General features: G+C 62.0%; 14 protein-coding genes. 9 read left to right on the top strand and 5 right to left on the bottom strand.

Features of this window, described 5'->3' with window-relative positions:
- Positions 1–79 precede the first annotated feature (79 nt).
- The 4 genes from ilvN to KF794_10610 all read left to right on the top strand — a co-directional run bounded on the left by ilvN (position 80) and on the right by KF794_10610 (position 3,483).
- Positions 80–628, top strand: coding sequence for an acetolactate synthase small subunit (gene ilvN / locus KF794_10625; protein QYK46674.1), 549 nt, complete (start codon positions 80–82; stop codon positions 626–628).
- Between the two features lie 85 nt (positions 629–713).
- On the top strand, positions 714–1,469 hold the full coding sequence (locus tag KF794_10620) for a sulfite exporter TauE/SafE family protein (protein QYK44236.1): 756 nt from the start codon (positions 714–716) through the stop codon (positions 1,467–1,469).
- 89 nt (positions 1,470–1,558) lie between these two features.
- Entirely contained in the window at positions 1,559–2,578 is a 1,020-nt protein-coding gene (ilvC, locus tag KF794_10615) for a ketol-acid reductoisomerase (protein ID QYK44235.1), read from the top strand.
- Between the two features lie 50 nt (positions 2,579–2,628).
- Positions 2,629–3,483, top strand: coding sequence for an SDR family oxidoreductase (locus tag KF794_10610; protein QYK44234.1), 855 nt, complete (start codon positions 2,629–2,631; stop codon positions 3,481–3,483).
- 3 nt (positions 3,484–3,486) lie between these two features.
- Here the strand turns inward: KF794_10610 and KF794_10605 are convergent, their stop codons facing one another.
- Genes KF794_10605 through KF794_10595 form a run of 3 tightly spaced genes read right to left on the bottom strand, consistent with a single transcriptional unit; the run spans position 3,487 to position 6,386 of the window.
- Positions 3,487–5,043 (bottom strand): ABC transporter permease subunit, encoded by a 1,557-nt coding sequence (locus KF794_10605; GenBank protein QYK44233.1) that lies wholly within the window; start codon positions 5,041–5,043, stop codon positions 3,487–3,489.
- Positions 5,040–5,822 carry an ATP-binding cassette domain-containing protein gene (locus KF794_10600; GenBank protein QYK44232.1) on the bottom strand — a complete coding sequence of 261 codons (783 nt, stop codon included), beginning with the start codon at positions 5,820–5,822 and terminating at the stop codon, positions 5,040–5,042. Before KF794_10600 ends, KF794_10605 begins: the two co-directional genes overlap by 4 nt.
- Before the next feature lie 45 nt (positions 5,823–5,867).
- Positions 5,868–6,386, bottom strand: a complete 519-nt coding sequence (locus tag KF794_10595) for a DedA family protein (protein ID QYK46673.1) — start codon at positions 6,384–6,386, stop codon at positions 5,868–5,870.
- Between the two features lie 114 nt (positions 6,387–6,500).
- On the opposite strand from KF794_10595, the gene pdxY reads away from it, so the two are divergent.
- The 3 genes from pdxY to KF794_10580 are packed head-to-tail and all read left to right on the top strand — an operon-like array spanning position 6,501 to position 8,940.
- On the top strand, positions 6,501–7,352 hold the full coding sequence (pdxY, locus tag KF794_10590) for a pyridoxal kinase PdxY (GenBank protein QYK44231.1): 852 nt from the start codon (positions 6,501–6,503) through the stop codon (positions 7,350–7,352).
- Complete coding sequence (locus KF794_10585; GenBank protein QYK44230.1) at positions 7,349–8,053, top strand: NUDIX hydrolase; 705 nt, start codon at positions 7,349–7,351, stop codon at positions 8,051–8,053. The genes pdxY and KF794_10585 overlap by 4 nt, the downstream gene beginning before the upstream one ends.
- Before the next feature lie 8 nt (positions 8,054–8,061).
- Positions 8,062–8,940, top strand: coding sequence for a polyphosphate kinase 2 family protein (locus KF794_10580; GenBank protein QYK44229.1), 879 nt, complete (start codon positions 8,062–8,064; stop codon positions 8,938–8,940).
- 9 nt (positions 8,941–8,949) lie between these two features.
- On the opposite strand, the gene KF794_10575 is transcribed toward KF794_10580, so the two are convergent.
- Positions 8,950–9,276, bottom strand: a complete 327-nt coding sequence (locus tag KF794_10575; GenBank protein QYK44228.1) for a hypothetical protein — start codon at positions 9,274–9,276, stop codon at positions 8,950–8,952.
- Between the two features lie 69 nt (positions 9,277–9,345).
- Here KF794_10575 and KF794_10570 point away from each other — a divergent pair, with 69 nt between their 5' ends.
- Both KF794_10570 and KF794_10565 read left to right on the top strand, forming a co-directional pair.
- A complete protein-coding gene (locus KF794_10570; protein ID QYK44227.1) occupies positions 9,346–10,161 on the top strand; it encodes a hypothetical protein in 816 nt (271 codons plus the stop codon).
- A gap of 317 nt (positions 10,162–10,478) precedes the next feature.
- Complete coding sequence (locus KF794_10565; GenBank protein QYK44226.1) at positions 10,479–12,053, top strand: 2-isopropylmalate synthase; 1,575 nt, start codon at positions 10,479–10,481, stop codon at positions 12,051–12,053.
- 48 nt (positions 12,054–12,101) lie between these two features.
- Here the strand turns inward: KF794_10565 and KF794_10560 are convergent, their stop codons facing one another.
- Complete coding sequence (locus KF794_10560; protein ID QYK44225.1) at positions 12,102–15,218, bottom strand: efflux RND transporter permease subunit; 3,117 nt, start codon at positions 15,216–15,218, stop codon at positions 12,102–12,104.
- Positions 15,219–15,220: the final 2 nt, after the last annotated feature.

Genomic DNA, 15,220 nt, shown 5'->3' with positions numbered 1-15,220 from the left:
TTAAAGCCTCATCCTGAGGAGCGGGCGAAGCCCGCGTCTCGAAGGATGAGGGCGAAGAGAAAGAACTGGTGTAATGAACATGGCCGTGATCCCGACCACAACGCACTATCCGTCGCCGCAAACCGACGAGCGCGAGCAGCGCCGTACGCTATCGGTCCTCGTGGATAACGAGCCGGGCGTGCTCGCGCGCGTCATCGGCCTGTTCTCCGGCCGCGGCTACAACATCGACAGCCTTACCGTGTCGGAGACCGAGCACGAGAAGCATCTTTCGCGCATCACGATTGCGACCACTGGCAAGCCGATGGTGATCGAGCAGATCAAGCATCAGCTCGAGCGTCTTGTGCCGGTGCACCGCGTCGTCGATCTCACCGAAAGCGGCCGTGCGCTGGAGCGCGAACTTGCGCTGATCAAGGTGAAGGGCAAGGGCGACAACCGTGTCGAGGCGCTGCGTCTCGCCGACGCTTTCCGCGCACGCGTGATCGACGCTACCACCGAGAGCTTCATCTTCGAACTGACCGGCAAGTCGGACAAGATCGACCAGTTTCTGGTCCTGATGGCGCCGCTCGGCCTCGTGGAATGTTCGCGCACCGGCATTGCCGCCATCGCGCGCGGCCCTGAGGGAATGTAGGCCTCGCAAACTGCGCTGGATCAATTTGCTTGCAACAGCGTTTGAATAGGCTTGGTTCCGTCTGTTCATTTTGCTGGGGCGCACAATGGATTTCGGCAGCGATTTCTGGACATTCGTAGCGATCGGGATTTTCGCGCAACTTGTCGACGGCGCATTGGGCATGGCGTTCGGCGTGATCGGTTCATCTGTTCTCATGGCCAGCGGCGTTGCACCGGCACAGGCGAGCGCGATGATTCACATCGCGGAAATCTTCACGACCGCCGCGTCGGGCATCTCGCATTACGTCAACAAGAACGTCTCCTGGAGCATCGTGAAGCGCATTGCGCTTCCTGGCGTGATCGGTGGCATCGTCGGCGCGACGGTGCTGGCGAATATCGATGGCAAGAAGATCGCGCCGTTCGTCAGTACCTACCTCCTTATCATCGGCGTTATCATCGTCATTCGTGCGTTGCGTGCCTTCGCGGTCGTCGATCCGAGCAGGCGCGGGATGCCTGCGATTGGCTTTGCTGGAGGCACGCTGGATGCGGTTGGCGGGGGCGGCTGGGGTCCGGTCGTGACTTCCACGCTGATCGGAACCGGGCATGTGCCGCGCTATGTGATCGGGTCGGTGAACCTCACCGAGTTCTTCGTAACCGTCGCTACCTCGGCGACGCTCATCCTGCATCTCGGTTGGGGCGACCTTTCGCCGGTAGTGCCGCTCATTCTGGGCGGGCTGATTGCCGCGCCGTTCGCGGGCCTGATCGCGCGGGTCGCACCCACGCGCATCCTCATGGTCGTCGTGGGCCTGCTGGTGATCGGCCTCGCGACCCGCTCGTTGCTGCGCTATTTCGGTATGCTTTGACGGGGGTTGCCGGGGGTGGCGGGTCCCCCTAGAAGCTTTCGCGGAAACAGATCATGCGGGAAAACCCGCGCCTTACGGGGGTTACGACTATGCGTGTTTATTACGATCGCGACGCCGACCTGAACCTGATCAAGGGCAAGAAAGTCGCCGTTATCGGTTACGGCAGCCAGGGGCACGCACATGTGCTGAACCTGCGCGACAGCGGCGTGAAGGATGTCGCGGTCGCGCTGCGTAAAGGCTCGCAGGGCGTGAAGAAGGCCGAAGGCGAGAAGCTGAAGGTGATGGAAGTCGTCGAGGCCGCGAAGTGGGCCGACGTGATGATGATGCTCACGCCCGACGAATTGCAGGGCGACATCTACCGCGACCACCTGCACGCCAACATGAAGGAAGGCTCGGCGCTTCTTTTCGCCCACGGCCTGAACGTGCACTTCAACCTCATCGAGCCGCGCCCGGACATCGACGTGCTCATGGTCGCGCCGAAAGGCCCCGGCCACACCGTGCGTTCCGAATATCTGCGTGGCGGCGGCGTGCCGTGCCTGATCGCGATCCACAAGGATGCGTCCGGCAACGCGCACGACCTCGGCTTGTCGTATGCATCGGCGATCGGCGGCGGCCGCGCCGGTATCATCGAGACCACCTTCAAGGAAGAATGCGAGACCGACTTGTTCGGCGAGCAGGTCGTGCTCTGCGGCGGTCTGGTCGAACTGATCAAGGCTGGTTACGAAACGCTGGTTGAAGCCGGTTATGCGCCGGAGATGGCCTATTTCGAGTGCCTGCACGAAGTGAAGCTGATCGTCGACCTGATCTTCGAAGGCGGCATCGCGAACATGAACTACTCGATCTCGAATACAGCGGAATACGGCGAATATGTCACCGGCCCGCGCATCATCACCGCCGAAACCAAGGCCGAGATGAAGCGTGTGCTCAATGACATCCAGAGCGGTATTTTCACGCGCAACTGGATGCTCGAGAACAAGGTCAACCAGACTTCGTTCAAGGCGACGCGCGCCAAGCTCGCGCAGCATCCCATCGAGGAGGTCGGCGAAAAACTCCGCGCCATGATGCCCTGGATCAAGGTCAAGGCTCTGGTAGACAAGAGCAAGAACTAAAGCAAAACCGCCGGGCAAACGCCCGGCGGTTTCATTTTTGGAGAGTGCGCATGAAGAGCGTCGTCATCACCGGGGCATCAACCGGCATCGGCGAAACCACCGCGAAGTATCTCGCAGCGCAAGGGTTCAAGGTCTACGGCAGCGTGCGCAAGCCGGAGGACGGTGCGCGGCTGAAGCAGGAGATCGGCGCGAATTTCGAGCCGCTGGTCTTCGACGTGACCGACGAAGCGGCCGTGAAAGCCGCGGCTGCGAAAGTACGCGTCGACCTCAACGGCCATACGCTTGCAGGTTTGGTGAACAACGCGGGCATTGCCGTGCCCGGCCCGTTTCTGGAAACGTCACTCGACAAATGGCGCAAGCAGTTCGAGACCAACGTCATCGGGCTGATCGCGGCGACGCAGGCCTTCGCGCCGCTGCTCGGTGCGGACCTCTCGCTGCAAGGTGAACCGGGACGGATCGTGATGATCTCGTCGGTGGCGGGAAAGCGCGGCAATCCGTTCGCCGGGCCTTATTGCGCTTCCAAACATGCGGTCGAAGGACTGTCGGAATCGCTTCGCCGCGAAATGATGCTGTTCGGCATCGACGTCATCGTCATCGGCCCCGGTCCGATCAAGACGCCGATCTGGGGGAAGGGCGCTGCGCCGGATTTCTCGAAGCTCGGCAATTCGCCCTACGCGAGGCCGCTGGAAGCGGCCTATCACTTCATGCAGGAGCTGGGTGCGAACGGCTTGCCGCCGGAAGATGTGGCGAAGCTCATCCACCACGCGCTGACCGGCGCAAGCGTGAAGACGCGATACACCATTACACCGGGCGGGTTCACGCGCTGGCTGTTCAACCTGCTGCCGGTGCGGATGTCGGACCGCATCATTGCGAAGCGGCTGAAGATCGAACGGCTGCGGCCTTGATGCTTATTTCTTCTCGATTTGCTGCCATAGCCAGCGCGCGGCACCTTCCGGCGTCTGCTTGTTCTCGGCGCGGTCGGCGAGGAGCGAGGCTTCGCGCATCTTCTCGACGCTGATTGCGCCGAGCAACGGCTTGAGCGCGGAAAGCATCTTTTCGTCGTTCGCGTACTTCGGTGATACCAGCAAAATTGCATCGTAAGGCGGCAGCGAGTTTTTCGGGTCGCTCAGGACGACCAAATCGTACTGCGCAATGCGCCCGTCGCTGGAGAAGGCCGAGATCACATCGGCTTCGCCGGTCGCAACCGCTTCATACATGAACGTGCTCTGCATCTGCCGTTGCGTCCTGAATTGCAGGCCATAGGCATTGCGCAGCGCGGTCCATTCCGGGCGCACGAGAAACTCGTAGTCGGCGGCGATGGAGAGTTGCGGCGCGTAGCGAGCCAGATCGGCAATGGTCTTGATGTTCAGTTCCGCTGCTCGGGTGCGCTTCATCGCGAGGGCATAGGAATTATCGAAGCCGAGTGTGCCAGCCAGCAACACGCCCTGCGGCTCCAGCCATTTGCGGATTTCGCGCAACACTTCCTCGCGCGGGCGCACGTCGGTTCGCCGCATCTGGGTTGCCCAGATCGTTCCGGAGTAATCGACATAGACGCCGATCTCCCCGCTCAGGAGCGCATCGTAGGCCACGGTCGAGCCGAGGCCATCGCGCCGCGCGGCGGGCAGGCCGTTCTCGCGCAGCCGGTTCTCGATCAGTGCGGCGAGAATGAATTGTTCGGTGAAGGTCTTCGCGCCGACGACATAGCCGCTGCCGTTCCGCACAAAGCCGGGAACGAGCGCCGCGAAGACGACGAGCGCGATGCCGGCGGCCCCGGCGAGGATGCGATTGCGCTTTCGCGCTTTCAATCCGCTTTCGATCAGGGCGAGCAGTTGATCGACAATGAGAGCGAGTACGGCCGCCGCGACGCAGCCGAACAGCACGAACACCCAGTTCTGGGTTTGCAGGCCGGTGAAAATATAATTGCCGAGGCTGGTCTGGCCGATAGGCGTGGACAGCGTCGCGGTGCCGATCACCCAGACCGCCGCGGTGCGGATGCCCGCCATGATGACGGGAAGCGCCAGCGGCAATTCCACCATGAACAGTGCCTGCCTGCGCGTCATGCCGACGCCATTCGCAGCTTCGCTGACAGCGCCGTCGATCCCGCTTAACCCCGCGATCGTATTTCGCAACACCGGCAGCATCGAATAGAGCGTAAGCGCGAGCAGGGAGGGCAGGAACCCGAACGCGGAGAACGACGCGCCGAACAGCATCGAAGTCAGCCCGGAGATGCCGAGCAGGATCGGATAAAACAGGGCGAGCAATGCGAGGCCGGGAATAGTCTGGATCAGCGATGCGAAGGCGAGCAGTGGCCAGCGCAGCACGTTGCTGCGCGCGGCGAGAATGCCGAGTGGCAGACTGATCGCAAGCCCCAGCGCCAGCGCGGAGACGCTAAGCAAAACATGATTGCCCAGATATTCCGGAAGGCGCGCCAGCGCTTCCGCGATGCGCGGGTCAATGTCCTTCACGCGTCCCTCATCAGCGCGGAGAGACGCTTTGCCTGCCGCGCCGGGGTTTGCAGCAACTCGCGTACGTATTTGTGTTTCGCCTTGCGCGAAAGCTGTTTCGGCGTGCCCTGTTCGACAATCTTCCCGGCCTGCATCACGACGATGCGGTCGGCGAGCAGCAGTGCTTCCTGCATATCGTGGGTAATCATGACGGAAGTGAGTTTCAGCTTGTCGTGCAACGCGCGGTAATCCTGAGTCAGTGCGTCGCGTGTGACGGGATCGAGCGCGCCGAACGGCTCGTCCATCAGTACGATTTCCGGCTGCGCGGCGATGGCGCGGGCGACGCCGACACGCTGGCGTTCGCCGCCGGAAAGTTCGTGCGGCATACGGGGCGCATAGCTTTGCGGCAGATGCACAAGCGTGAGCAGTTCGCTTACGCGCTTTTCCATGCGCGATTCTTCCCACCCGAGCAGGCGCGGCGTAATCGCGATGTTCTCGGCAATCGTCATGTGCGGAAACAGGCCGACGCTCTGAAACACATATCCGATACTTCGCCGCAGCAGGATCGGGTCGGCATCGAGGACGTTATCGCCGCCAACCGTGACGCGCCCTTCCGCCGGATCGGCCAGCCGGTTGACGAGACGAAGCAGGGTTGTCTTGCCTGAGCCTGATGGCCCGACGATCACGACGAATTCGCCATGCACGATGCTCAGCGAAACATTGTCGAGCGCAGGCGCGGCGGCGCCCGGAAAGCGCTGGACCACGCGCTCGAAGGCAATCGCGCTTGTTCCCTTCTTCATGCGCGCCACCATACGCCCGAAGCGGAGCGGGCGAAACCGGCGTAGCTAATGCGGAAGGTACTGCGAGATATATTTGAACAGACCCCAACCCGGCGCGAGCAACACGAAGCCCCACACCACCGCCGAGGAAACGTTCGCAAGCTGAAACTTCCAGTGCGGTACGGAAAAGATGCCGGCAGCCAGCGGCACGAAGGCGCGCAGCGGTCCGGAGAAGCGACCGATGAATACGCCCATCGCGCCCCATTTACGCATGAAGTCGTCGGCGCGCTTCGTGAACTCCGGATATTTCGAAAGCGGCCAGTGGTGATGCGCGCTGTCCTTGAAGTAGTAGCCGACGACATAGGACAGCCAGTCGCCGAGGATGCCGCCGATCACCGCACCCCACCATATCGGCCAGAAGCTCAGGCCTGCGCTACCGATCAGCCCGCCGATGCCGACCAGCATGACGGTGGCAGGAACGAAGAACGATACGACGGCCAGCGACTCCGCGAAGCAGAGCAGGGCGACGATATAGGGCGCCCAGTGCTGGTTGAGCTTGACGAAGTTGATGACGTCGGCGGCGATGGTGGAGAAGAAGGACACGCGGCGTTTCCGAGGTTATAGTTCCGGCGGCCCGGTTATCCTGTTTCACACAATCGCGGCACAAATAAAATACCTGTCCTGCGGCGTGCGGAACTCATGAACATCCTTTCGATCCAGTCTCATGTCGCTTACGGGCATGTCGGGAACGCCTCGGCGGTATTCCCGTTGCAACGGCTGGGTGCGGACGTATGGCCGGTGCATACGGTCCAGTTCTCGAACCACACCGGCTATGGCGCATGGCGCGGACAGGTTTTCGCTGCTGATCTGATCCGCGACGTGGTCACGGGAATTGCGGAGCGCGGTGTGCTGCCGAAGTGTGACGGTGTTTTGTCCGGTTACATGGGTGACGCCGCCACGGGGGAAGCCATTCTGGAAAGCGTTGCGAAGGTGAAGGCCGCCAACGGCAATGCGCGTTATTGCTGCGATCCCGTGATCGGCGATGTAGGCCGCGGCGTGTTCGTGCGGCCCGGCATTCCGGAGTTCATGCGGGAACGGGCGCTGCCGGCGGCGGACGTTGTCACGCCCAACCAGTTTGAACTGGATTATCTTTCCGGCATGGAGACGAAGTCGCTCGCGGCGGCGCTTCGCGCGGCCGACGCAATTCACAAGATCGGGCCGTCTACGGTGCTTGTCACCAGCCTGCATACGGATGCGACGCCGGAAGGCAGCATCGACCTTATGGTCTCGGATCGCGAAGGAAAATTCCGCGTGCGGACGCCGCTCCTCAATCTGTCGGTCAACGGCGCCGGTGACGCCATCGCTGCGCTGTTCTTCTTTCATCTCCTGAAAACCGGATCGGCGGGCGCGGCGCTCTCGAATGCCGCTTCCTCGGTTTATGGTCTGCTGAAGCGCACGCTTGCCGCCGGCTCGCGTGAAATCCTGCTGGTCGAAGCGCAGGAAGAATATGTTTCGCCAAGCGAGACCTTCATGCCGGAGAAGCTCGCATGAAGATCACTCGCCTGAACGAGATCGACGTGCGGCTGGAGCCGCGCGAATGGCGCTGGGCCACGGATAACCGCAACGACATTCTCGCGCATTTCGAGCGGATGCGTGCGCAACGTCCGGGGATGTGGAACGGTCGTGTGTTGTTGGTGCACCGCTGGCAGATCGACGGCGAGGTGTTGCGCGCTGCCATGTTCGAAACCGATTTCGCGAGCCTGGTCACGCATCGCGCATTTGGTTTCCCCGATGAGGGAATATTCCACTGCGCGAGTGGCGGCGTGTTGCGGACGACCGACGGCGCCTTCGTGCTCGGCGTGATGGGGCTTGATACGGCAAACGCGGGGCGCATTTATTTTCCCGCAGGCACGCCCGACCCCGGCGATATTCGCGAAGATGGTAGCGTCGATCTCGCCGCCAATCTGGTGCGCGAACTGGACGAGGAGGCCGGATTGATCCCGGGCGAATACACCGTCACGCCCGGCTGGACGGCAGTGAACGCAGGTTCGCGGCTGGCGCTGCTCCGCGAAATCGACCTTCCGCTCGAGGCCGAAGCACTGGCGGAGAAGATCCGCGGAAACATCGCGAAGCAGCGCGTCCCGGAGTTGGCGGATGTCGTGATCGTGCGCACGCGCGCGGATTTCAGTCCGGCAATGCCCGGTTTCGTGCGCGCTTACCTGAACGCAAAATTGCCGCCCGAAGCGGCGTAGGAGGAAGCATGGAGCGCTCGCAACTGGTCAAGCGGTTTCGCGTTGCCGACGGCAAGGGCTTCAAGTTGTCCGATTACGATCCACGCGATACCGCGAACCTCGATATCGGCAAGCAGGAGGCGAAAGAGCGGCTGGAGAACGATATCAAGTCGCTCAACGAATTGCAGGAGAGGCTTTACGCGCAGGATCGCTGGTCCGTACTTCTCATTTTTCAGGCGATGGATGCCGCGGGCAAGGACAGCGCCATCGAGCATGTGATGTCCGGCATCAATCCGCAGGGTTGTCAGGTCCATTCGTTCAAGGCGCCGACCGTAATCGAACTGGATCACGATTACATGTGGCGCACGACCTGCGCGTTACCTGAGCGTGGGCGTATCGGCGTTTTCAACCGCTCGTATTACGAAGAGGTCCTCGTGGTGCGCGTGCGTAAGGAAATCCTTGCGAAGCAGCGGCTGCCGCAGGAACTGGTGACCGACAAGATCTGGAGCGAGCGGTTCGAGGATATTCGCGCGTTCGAGCGTTACATGGCGCGCAACGGGACATTGATCCTGAAGTTTTTTCTCTACGTCTCGAAAGACGAGCAGAAGAAGCGATTTCTGGAGCGCATCGACGAGCCGGAAAAGCGCTGGAAGTTCAATCCGGGCGATGTCGAGGAACGAAAATACTGGAAAGATTATATGAGTGCCTATGAGGATGCGATCCGCAATACCGCCGCGCCACATGCACCCTGGTATGTCGTGCCGGCCGACCGGAAGTGGTTCACGCGTCTCGTGGTCGCTGCCGCCATCGACGAGGCCATGCAGGGTCTCGGCCTGGAATTCCCCAAGGTTGATAAGGCTGCGCTGGAAACGATGATGCAGGCGCGCGAAACGCTGGCGAAGGAATAAACCGGACGCTCAGCGATAGCCGTACTTGCGCTTGGTTGCCTGCAATTCGCGGAGCGCCTGCGCGCCGTCGCCGGAGGCGCAGAGCGCGCGCACCGGGCCGAGATCGGTCGCGATGCGCGGGAAGACGTTACGGTCGAGCGAGCCGGTGCCGACGTCGGTGGCGATGATCTTCTGAAAGGCGTTGATCGGGTTCGCGCATTCGGGCGGGCCGTTGGAAGGGGCCAGCGAAGCGATCTGCGGGTCCGGCTCGTTCGCAGGCGCGGGAGCCTGCGTCTGCGTGCTGGCGCACGCGGCGCACAAAGCGACAACCGGAAATATGAGAAGTGCGCGTTTCATTCCGTACCGTCTCTTGTTTGTGTGGGTTTGTAACGGAATAATGGTTGATGCAACCTAAAAGGAATTCCCATGTGGGTCTCCCGTACAATTGCGGTACTTTTCGGATTTGCCGGGCTGTGCGCCACGCTGCCTGTGCTTGCTGCTGAGCCGATTGTTGAGGTCGTCTCTCGCGGCCAGAAAATCCGCGCCATTCTGCTCAAGCCAGAAAAGCCGGTGGCGAGCGTGATCCTGCTCGCGGGCGGTCATGGCAATCTTCAAATTGCTCCTGATGGTGCGATTGGTTGGGGACGGCGCAATCAGGTCGTTCGCACCCGTGCCAACTATCAGGCGGCTGGTTTCGCGGTTCTCGTTCCCGACATCGCACCGGACTGGAAAGCGCCGGGCCAAAAGGGCGGCGTTGTGCAGGGCTATCGTTTCAATCCGGTGCACGGCGGCGACATCGGAGCGCTGGTCGAATACATGCGCGGCATTGCCGAGCCGGTATTTATCGTGGCGACCAGCCGCGGCGCTGTCACCGCGGGCGTTGCGCTGCTCGTGGCTGACGGCAAGCGCAAACCGGACGGCATGGTTCTAACCTCGCCGATGCTGGTGCCGGTCGAGCCGAGGGTTCCGAGTTTCATCCGCGCGATTCAGGGAAACAAAGCAAAGGCGCAGGTGCCGATGCTGCTGGTTGGTCACAGGAAGGATACCTGCCGCTGGACCTTGCCGGAGACGCTGGAGCAGTTTCGCGCGTGGCGTGGGGGTGGTGACATTGAAATCGTTTTCCTCGACGGAGAGCCTGGAAGCGGCGACCCCTGCCAAACGGAGGCTGCGCATGGCTTCTATGGGATCGACCAGCAGGTAGTGGATATCGTCGCGGGTTGGATCAAACGTCAGAAGCGCTGACCTTTGCCTGAAGAAGCGGCTTGCGCGGGCCGGGAGGGCTGGCTAGAACGCCCGCGATCCTGCGCTTACCGATTGCTAACCAAATCGGTTCAGGTTGCGGGGAACAGAGAGCCACGCCTGACGCCATGACGAATTTCCGCGATATGCGTCTCGCCACCCGGATCGCCGCGATCCCGGGTAACGCTCTCATTCTGACCGGTCTCCTTCTGCTTCGCCGCCCCTGAGGCCGGCTGGGCGCTTGCGCCTTGGCTCTCAGGGGATCCGACGACGCAACCCCGGAGTGCTGGAGCAGCGCAAGTTCTAGAAGGACCACAGCCATGACCGACCAAAACAATCCTGCGCCGAAAGGCAGCGAAAAAGACCGCGTATTGATCTTCGACACCACGCTCCGCGACGGCGAGCAATGCCCCGGCGCGTCGATGACGTTCGAGGAGAAGATCGAGGTCGCGGAACTGCTCGACGACATGGGCGTCGATATCATCGAGGCCGGCTTTCCGATTGCATCCGAAGGCGACTTCCATTCAGTCGCGGAAATCGCGAAGCGCTCGAAGAACTCGATCATCGCCGGGCTGTCGCGCGCGGCATTCAACGACATCGACCGTTGCGCGGAAGCGGTGAAGTTTGCGCGGCGTCCGCGCATTCATACGTTCCTGTCCACTTCGCCCGTGCACATGAAATACAAGCTCCAGAAGGAGCCGAACGAAGTCTACGAGATGGTGATCGCGCAGGTGACGCGTGCGCGTAATCATGTTGACGATGTGGAGTGGTCGGCGGAAGACGGCACGCGCACGGAACTGGATTTCCTCTGCCGTTGCGTCGAAGCCGCGATCAAGGCTGGCGCGACCACGATCAACATTCCGGATACGGTCGGCTACACCACGCCGGCGGAATACGCGCAGTTGTTCAAGACCGTGCGCGAGCGCGTGCCGAACTCCGACAAGGCGCGCTTCTCGGTGCATTGCCATGACGATCTCGGCATGGCGGTCGCGAATTCGATTGCGGGCGTCGAGGGTGGCGCGCGGCAGATCGAATGCACCATCAACGGCATTGGCGAGCGGGCGGGCAACGCTTCGCTGGAAGAAGTCGTGATGGCGCTCCGCACCCGCGCGGACATCTATCCATACTGGAACAACATCGACGCGACGATGCTGACACGCGCTTCCAAGCTGGTGTCCGCGGTGACTTCGTTCCCGGTGCAGTACAACAAGGCGATTGTCGGCCGGAATGCCTTTGCACACGAGAGCGGCATCCATCAGGACGGCATGCTAAAGCATACACAGACCTACGAGATCATGCGGCCGGAAGATGTCGGCGTGTCGAAGACCTCGCTGGTCATGGGCAAGCATTCGGGCCGCCATGCCTTCCGCGAGAAGCTGAAGGAACTCGGCTACGAACTCGGCGACAATTCGCTGAACGACGCCTTCAACCGCTTCAAGGCGCTCGCCGACAAGAAGAAGCACGTCTACGACGAGGATATCGTCGCGCTGGTGGACGACGAGATTGCGCAGGCGCACGACCGCATCAAGATCGTATCGCTGTCCGTGGTTGCGGGTACTCAGGGTCCGCAGCGCGCGACGCTGCGCCTCGACATCGACGGCAAGACGGTCACGGAAGAGGCGACCGGAAATGGTCCGGTGGACGCGATCTTCAACGCGATCAAGTCGCTGGTGCCGCACACGGCGAAGCTGATGCTCTATCAGGTCCATGCCGTGACCGAGGGCACCGACGCGCAGGCGGAAGTCTCGGTGCGTCTGGAAGAGGGCGGCAAGGAAGTGTCCGCGCGCGGCGCCGATGCCGACACACTGGTTGCTTCGGCCAAGGCCTATATCAACGCGCTGAACAAGCTCTCGCAGAAGCGCCAGTCGGTGAACCCGCAGACGGCGGCGGGCTGAACGCAGCGTTAAAAAAGAAAACGGGCCGCTTTTTTGCGGCCCGTTTTTTTATTCCGCAGGCACGATTTTCGTGCCGTGCGATTTCTTTTCCCCAAAGCGGCGTTTGCGCCACTGCGCCATCTGCTCGATGCCCATGAGCATCGCGGGTGTAACCACGAGGGTCAGGATCGTCGCAAAGCCGAGACCGAACACGATTGCCGTGGAGAGATTGATCCACCACTGCGTCGCAGGCGCGCCGATCGCGACTTCGCGCAATACGAAGTCGAGGTTCACGCCGAAGGCGATGGGCAGCACGCCGAGGATGGCCGCGACGGCGGTCAGCACGACGGGGCGGGCACGTTCGCGGCAGGTGAGCAGGATTGCCTCGTAGGCTTCCATGCCTTCGCGCCGCAGCCGGTCGTAGGTGTCGATCAGCACGATGTTGTTGTTCACGATCACGCCCGCATTCGCGATCACGCCGATGCCGCCCATGACCACGCCGAACGGTTGGCCCATCAGCATGAAGCCAAGCATTACGCCGAAGGTGGAGAGCACGACCGCGGTGAGCACCACGAACACCGAGGTGATTTTGTTGAACTGCGCAAGCAGGATCGTGAAGATCAGGAAGATGGCGGTTAGGAATGCGGTGACGAGGAATGCGCTGGCCTTCTCGCGTTCTTCGTCCTCGCCTTTCATCTTCCACAACACGCCTTCGCCGAGCGATGTCTTCTGCAATTCGGCGGCGATTTCCTGCTGCACGGTGGCGGCCTGCACATGCGCCGCGATATTCGACTGCACGGTCATCACGCGGTTGCCGTTGACGCGCTTGATGTAGCCGACGCGCTTTTGTGGCACGCGCTCAACAAAGTTGCCGAGCGGCACATAACCGGCCGTGGTTTGCGCGCGCAGTTCGTCGATCTCCTGCAGCGAGCGGCGCTCGTGCGGGAAGCGGATGATAATGTCGACCGGTTTATCAGACTCCGCGGGGCGGTAGTCGGTGATCTTCAGGCCGTTGGTGACGAGTTGCACGGCGTTGCCGACCGTCGCAGGGCTGGCGCCGTATTGCGCGGCGAGGGCCTTGTTCACCTGGATGGTCCAGTCGATGCCGGGCAAGGGCAGGCCGTCATCCAGATCGCGAATGTCCTGACGCTTCGCGAGGATCGCGGCGACCTTCTGCGCGGCGGCGGGCAGCAGATCGGGGTTCAGTGCGGAAAGCTGGACCTGCACCGGCTTGCCGGTGGGCGGGCCTGCGCGCGGTGCGGTGACCTCGATCAGCACGCCGGGAATGTCGGCGGTTGCCTGCCGCATCGCGTCCATGATCTCGCGCGCCTTGGGGCGGGTCTTCCAGTCGGCGAATTCAAACTGGAGAACGCCGATGGTGTCTTCGGAGAGTTCGTCGGTGCCTCGCGGTTGTTCGCCTACACGCGAATAGACAGTGGCGAGGCCGGGGAATTTCAGCACGCGGGCCTCGACCAGCTTCATCACCTGGTCCTTCTCGTCGATGGAGAGGTTGCCGCGGCCGTGGATCACGACCTGACCGAAATCCGGCTCCACGTCGGGGAAGAACTCCACGCCGCGTCCGAAGTGGCTGTACGCCTGCTGCACCACGATCAGCACGCCGATGGCGATCATGATCGTCGCGCCGGGGCGCGCGACCGCACGCTTCACGAGCTGCATGTACCAGCCCTTGTCCGACACACGGTCGTCGTGCGGGACGGGAGAGGCGCGGCCGAGCAGCGCGCCCAGCGTCGGCGTGAAGAACAACGCAACTACAAGCGAAGCGGATAGCGTCGCGATCAGCGTGATCGGCAGATACTTCATGAACTCGCCGACCACGCCGGGCCAGAACAGGAGCGGGGAGAATGCGGCGATGCGGGTCAGCGTCGCGGAGATCACCGGACCCGCCATGCGCTTGGCGGCAAGCGAATAGGCCTCGCGCGGGTGCATGCCCTCGGACATGCGCCGTTCGGCAAATTCGGAGACGATGATGGCGTCGTCCACCAACATGCCGACCGCGAGGATCAGCGAGAACAGCACCACGATGTTGATGGTGAGGCCCGCGAGGTAAAGGCCGAGCACGCCGGAGAGGAAGGAGGCGGGGATCGCGATGCCGATGAAGAACGAGGCGCGTGGGCCAAGTGCGAACAGGATGATAACGGTAACCAGCAGCACCGCGGTCGCGACCGCGTTCTGCAAGTCGGCGAGCATCTGCCGGATAAGCTTGGATTTATCCTGCGTATAGGAGACCTGCACCGCGTCGGGCCATGTCTTCTGTAGCTCGGCGACAACCTTCTTCACTGCATCTACGGTTGCGATCAGGTTTTCGCCGGTGCGCTTCGAGACCTCGATGGTCATGGCGCGCTGGCCGTTCACGCGGGTGATGGTAGTCGCGTCCTTGAAGGTCGGTCTTATGTCCGCGATGTCGCCGAGGATGACGTTGGCGCCAGCCGTGGCCACGACGGGAATCGTAAGAACATCCTCCGGCCGCTCGATCAGCGAAGGCACCTTCACGGCGAAGCGCCCGGTCTCGCCTTCCAGCGCGCCGGCAGCGACGAGACTGTTCGAATTGCGCGTGACGCCGATCAGGTTATCGAGCGAAACGCCGTAGCTTTTCATCAGCGCCGGGCTGGCGATGATCTCGACCACTTCGTCGCGCGCGCCGCGCAGTTCGGCGGAGAGTACGCCGGGCGTCTGTTCGATGGCGTTTTTTGCGCCGCGTGCGATGCGCAGCAGCGTGCGCTCCGGCACGTCGCCGGAGAGTGCAATCACGATAACCGGATAGAGCGAGAGGTTCACCTCCTGCACCAGCGGTTCGTCCATGCCTTGCGGCATGTCGCGTTTGGCTTCGTCCACCTTGGCGCGCACGTCGGCGAGCGCTGCCTTGGAATCGAAGCCTGCGACGAATTCGAGCAGCACATAGCCGCCGCCTTCAAAGGCGGTGGAGCGCATCTCTTTCACGTTGCTGACGGATTTCAGCTTGGTTTCGACCGGGCGGAGCAACAGGCGTTCGGCGTCTTCCGGACTGATGCCGCGCTGGGAAAGCTGCACATAGACGATTGGAATCTTGATGTCCGGTTCGGCTTCCTTCGCGATGCGCACATAGGCAACGGCACCTGCGAGCAGCAGGAAGATCAGCGTCGCGATGGTGAGCCGCGAGCGGGTGATGGCAAAATCGACGGGGTTCATCG

The sequence above is a fragment of the Xanthobacteraceae bacterium genome, from assembly GCA_019454205.1.
Taxonomy (GTDB): domain Bacteria; phylum Pseudomonadota; class Alphaproteobacteria; order Rhizobiales; family Xanthobacteraceae.
The sequence above is the reverse complement of the archived record's forward strand: the minus strand, read 5'-3'. Positions and strand labels throughout refer to the sequence as shown.

Bases quoted from the DNA above. Each gene is read 5' to 3' on its own strand.
- KF794_10580 (QYK44229.1), top strand. From the start codon at position 8,062: ATGGAGCGCTCGCAACTGGTCAAGCGGTTTCGCGTTGCCGACGGCAAG.
- KF794_10610 (QYK44234.1), top strand. From the start codon at position 2,629: ATGAAGAGCGTCGTCATCACCGGGGCATCAACCGGCATCGGCGAAACC.
- KF794_10585 (QYK44230.1), top strand. From the start codon at position 7,349: ATGAAGATCACTCGCCTGAACGAGATCGACGTGCGGCTGGAGCCGCGC.
- KF794_10600 (QYK44232.1), bottom strand. From the start codon at position 5,822: ATGAAGAAGGGAACAAGCGCGATTGCCTTCGAGCGCGTGGTCCAGCGC.
- KF794_10575 (QYK44228.1), bottom strand. From the start codon at position 9,276: ATGAAACGCGCACTTCTCATATTTCCGGTTGTCGCTTTGTGCGCCGCG.
- pdxY (QYK44231.1), top strand. From the start codon at position 6,501: ATGAACATCCTTTCGATCCAGTCTCATGTCGCTTACGGGCATGTCGGG.
- ilvC (QYK44235.1), top strand. From the start codon at position 1,559: ATGCGTGTTTATTACGATCGCGACGCCGACCTGAACCTGATCAAGGGC.
- KF794_10560 (QYK44225.1), bottom strand. From the start codon at position 15,218: ATGAACCCCGTCGATTTTGCCATCACCCGCTCGCGGCTCACCATCGCG.
- ilvN (QYK46674.1), top strand. From the start codon at position 80: ATGGCCGTGATCCCGACCACAACGCACTATCCGTCGCCGCAAACCGAC.
- KF794_10565 (QYK44226.1), top strand. From the start codon at position 10,479: ATGACCGACCAAAACAATCCTGCGCCGAAAGGCAGCGAAAAAGACCGC.
- KF794_10620 (QYK44236.1), top strand. From the start codon at position 714: ATGGATTTCGGCAGCGATTTCTGGACATTCGTAGCGATCGGGATTTTC.
- KF794_10570 (QYK44227.1), top strand. From the start codon at position 9,346: ATGTGGGTCTCCCGTACAATTGCGGTACTTTTCGGATTTGCCGGGCTG.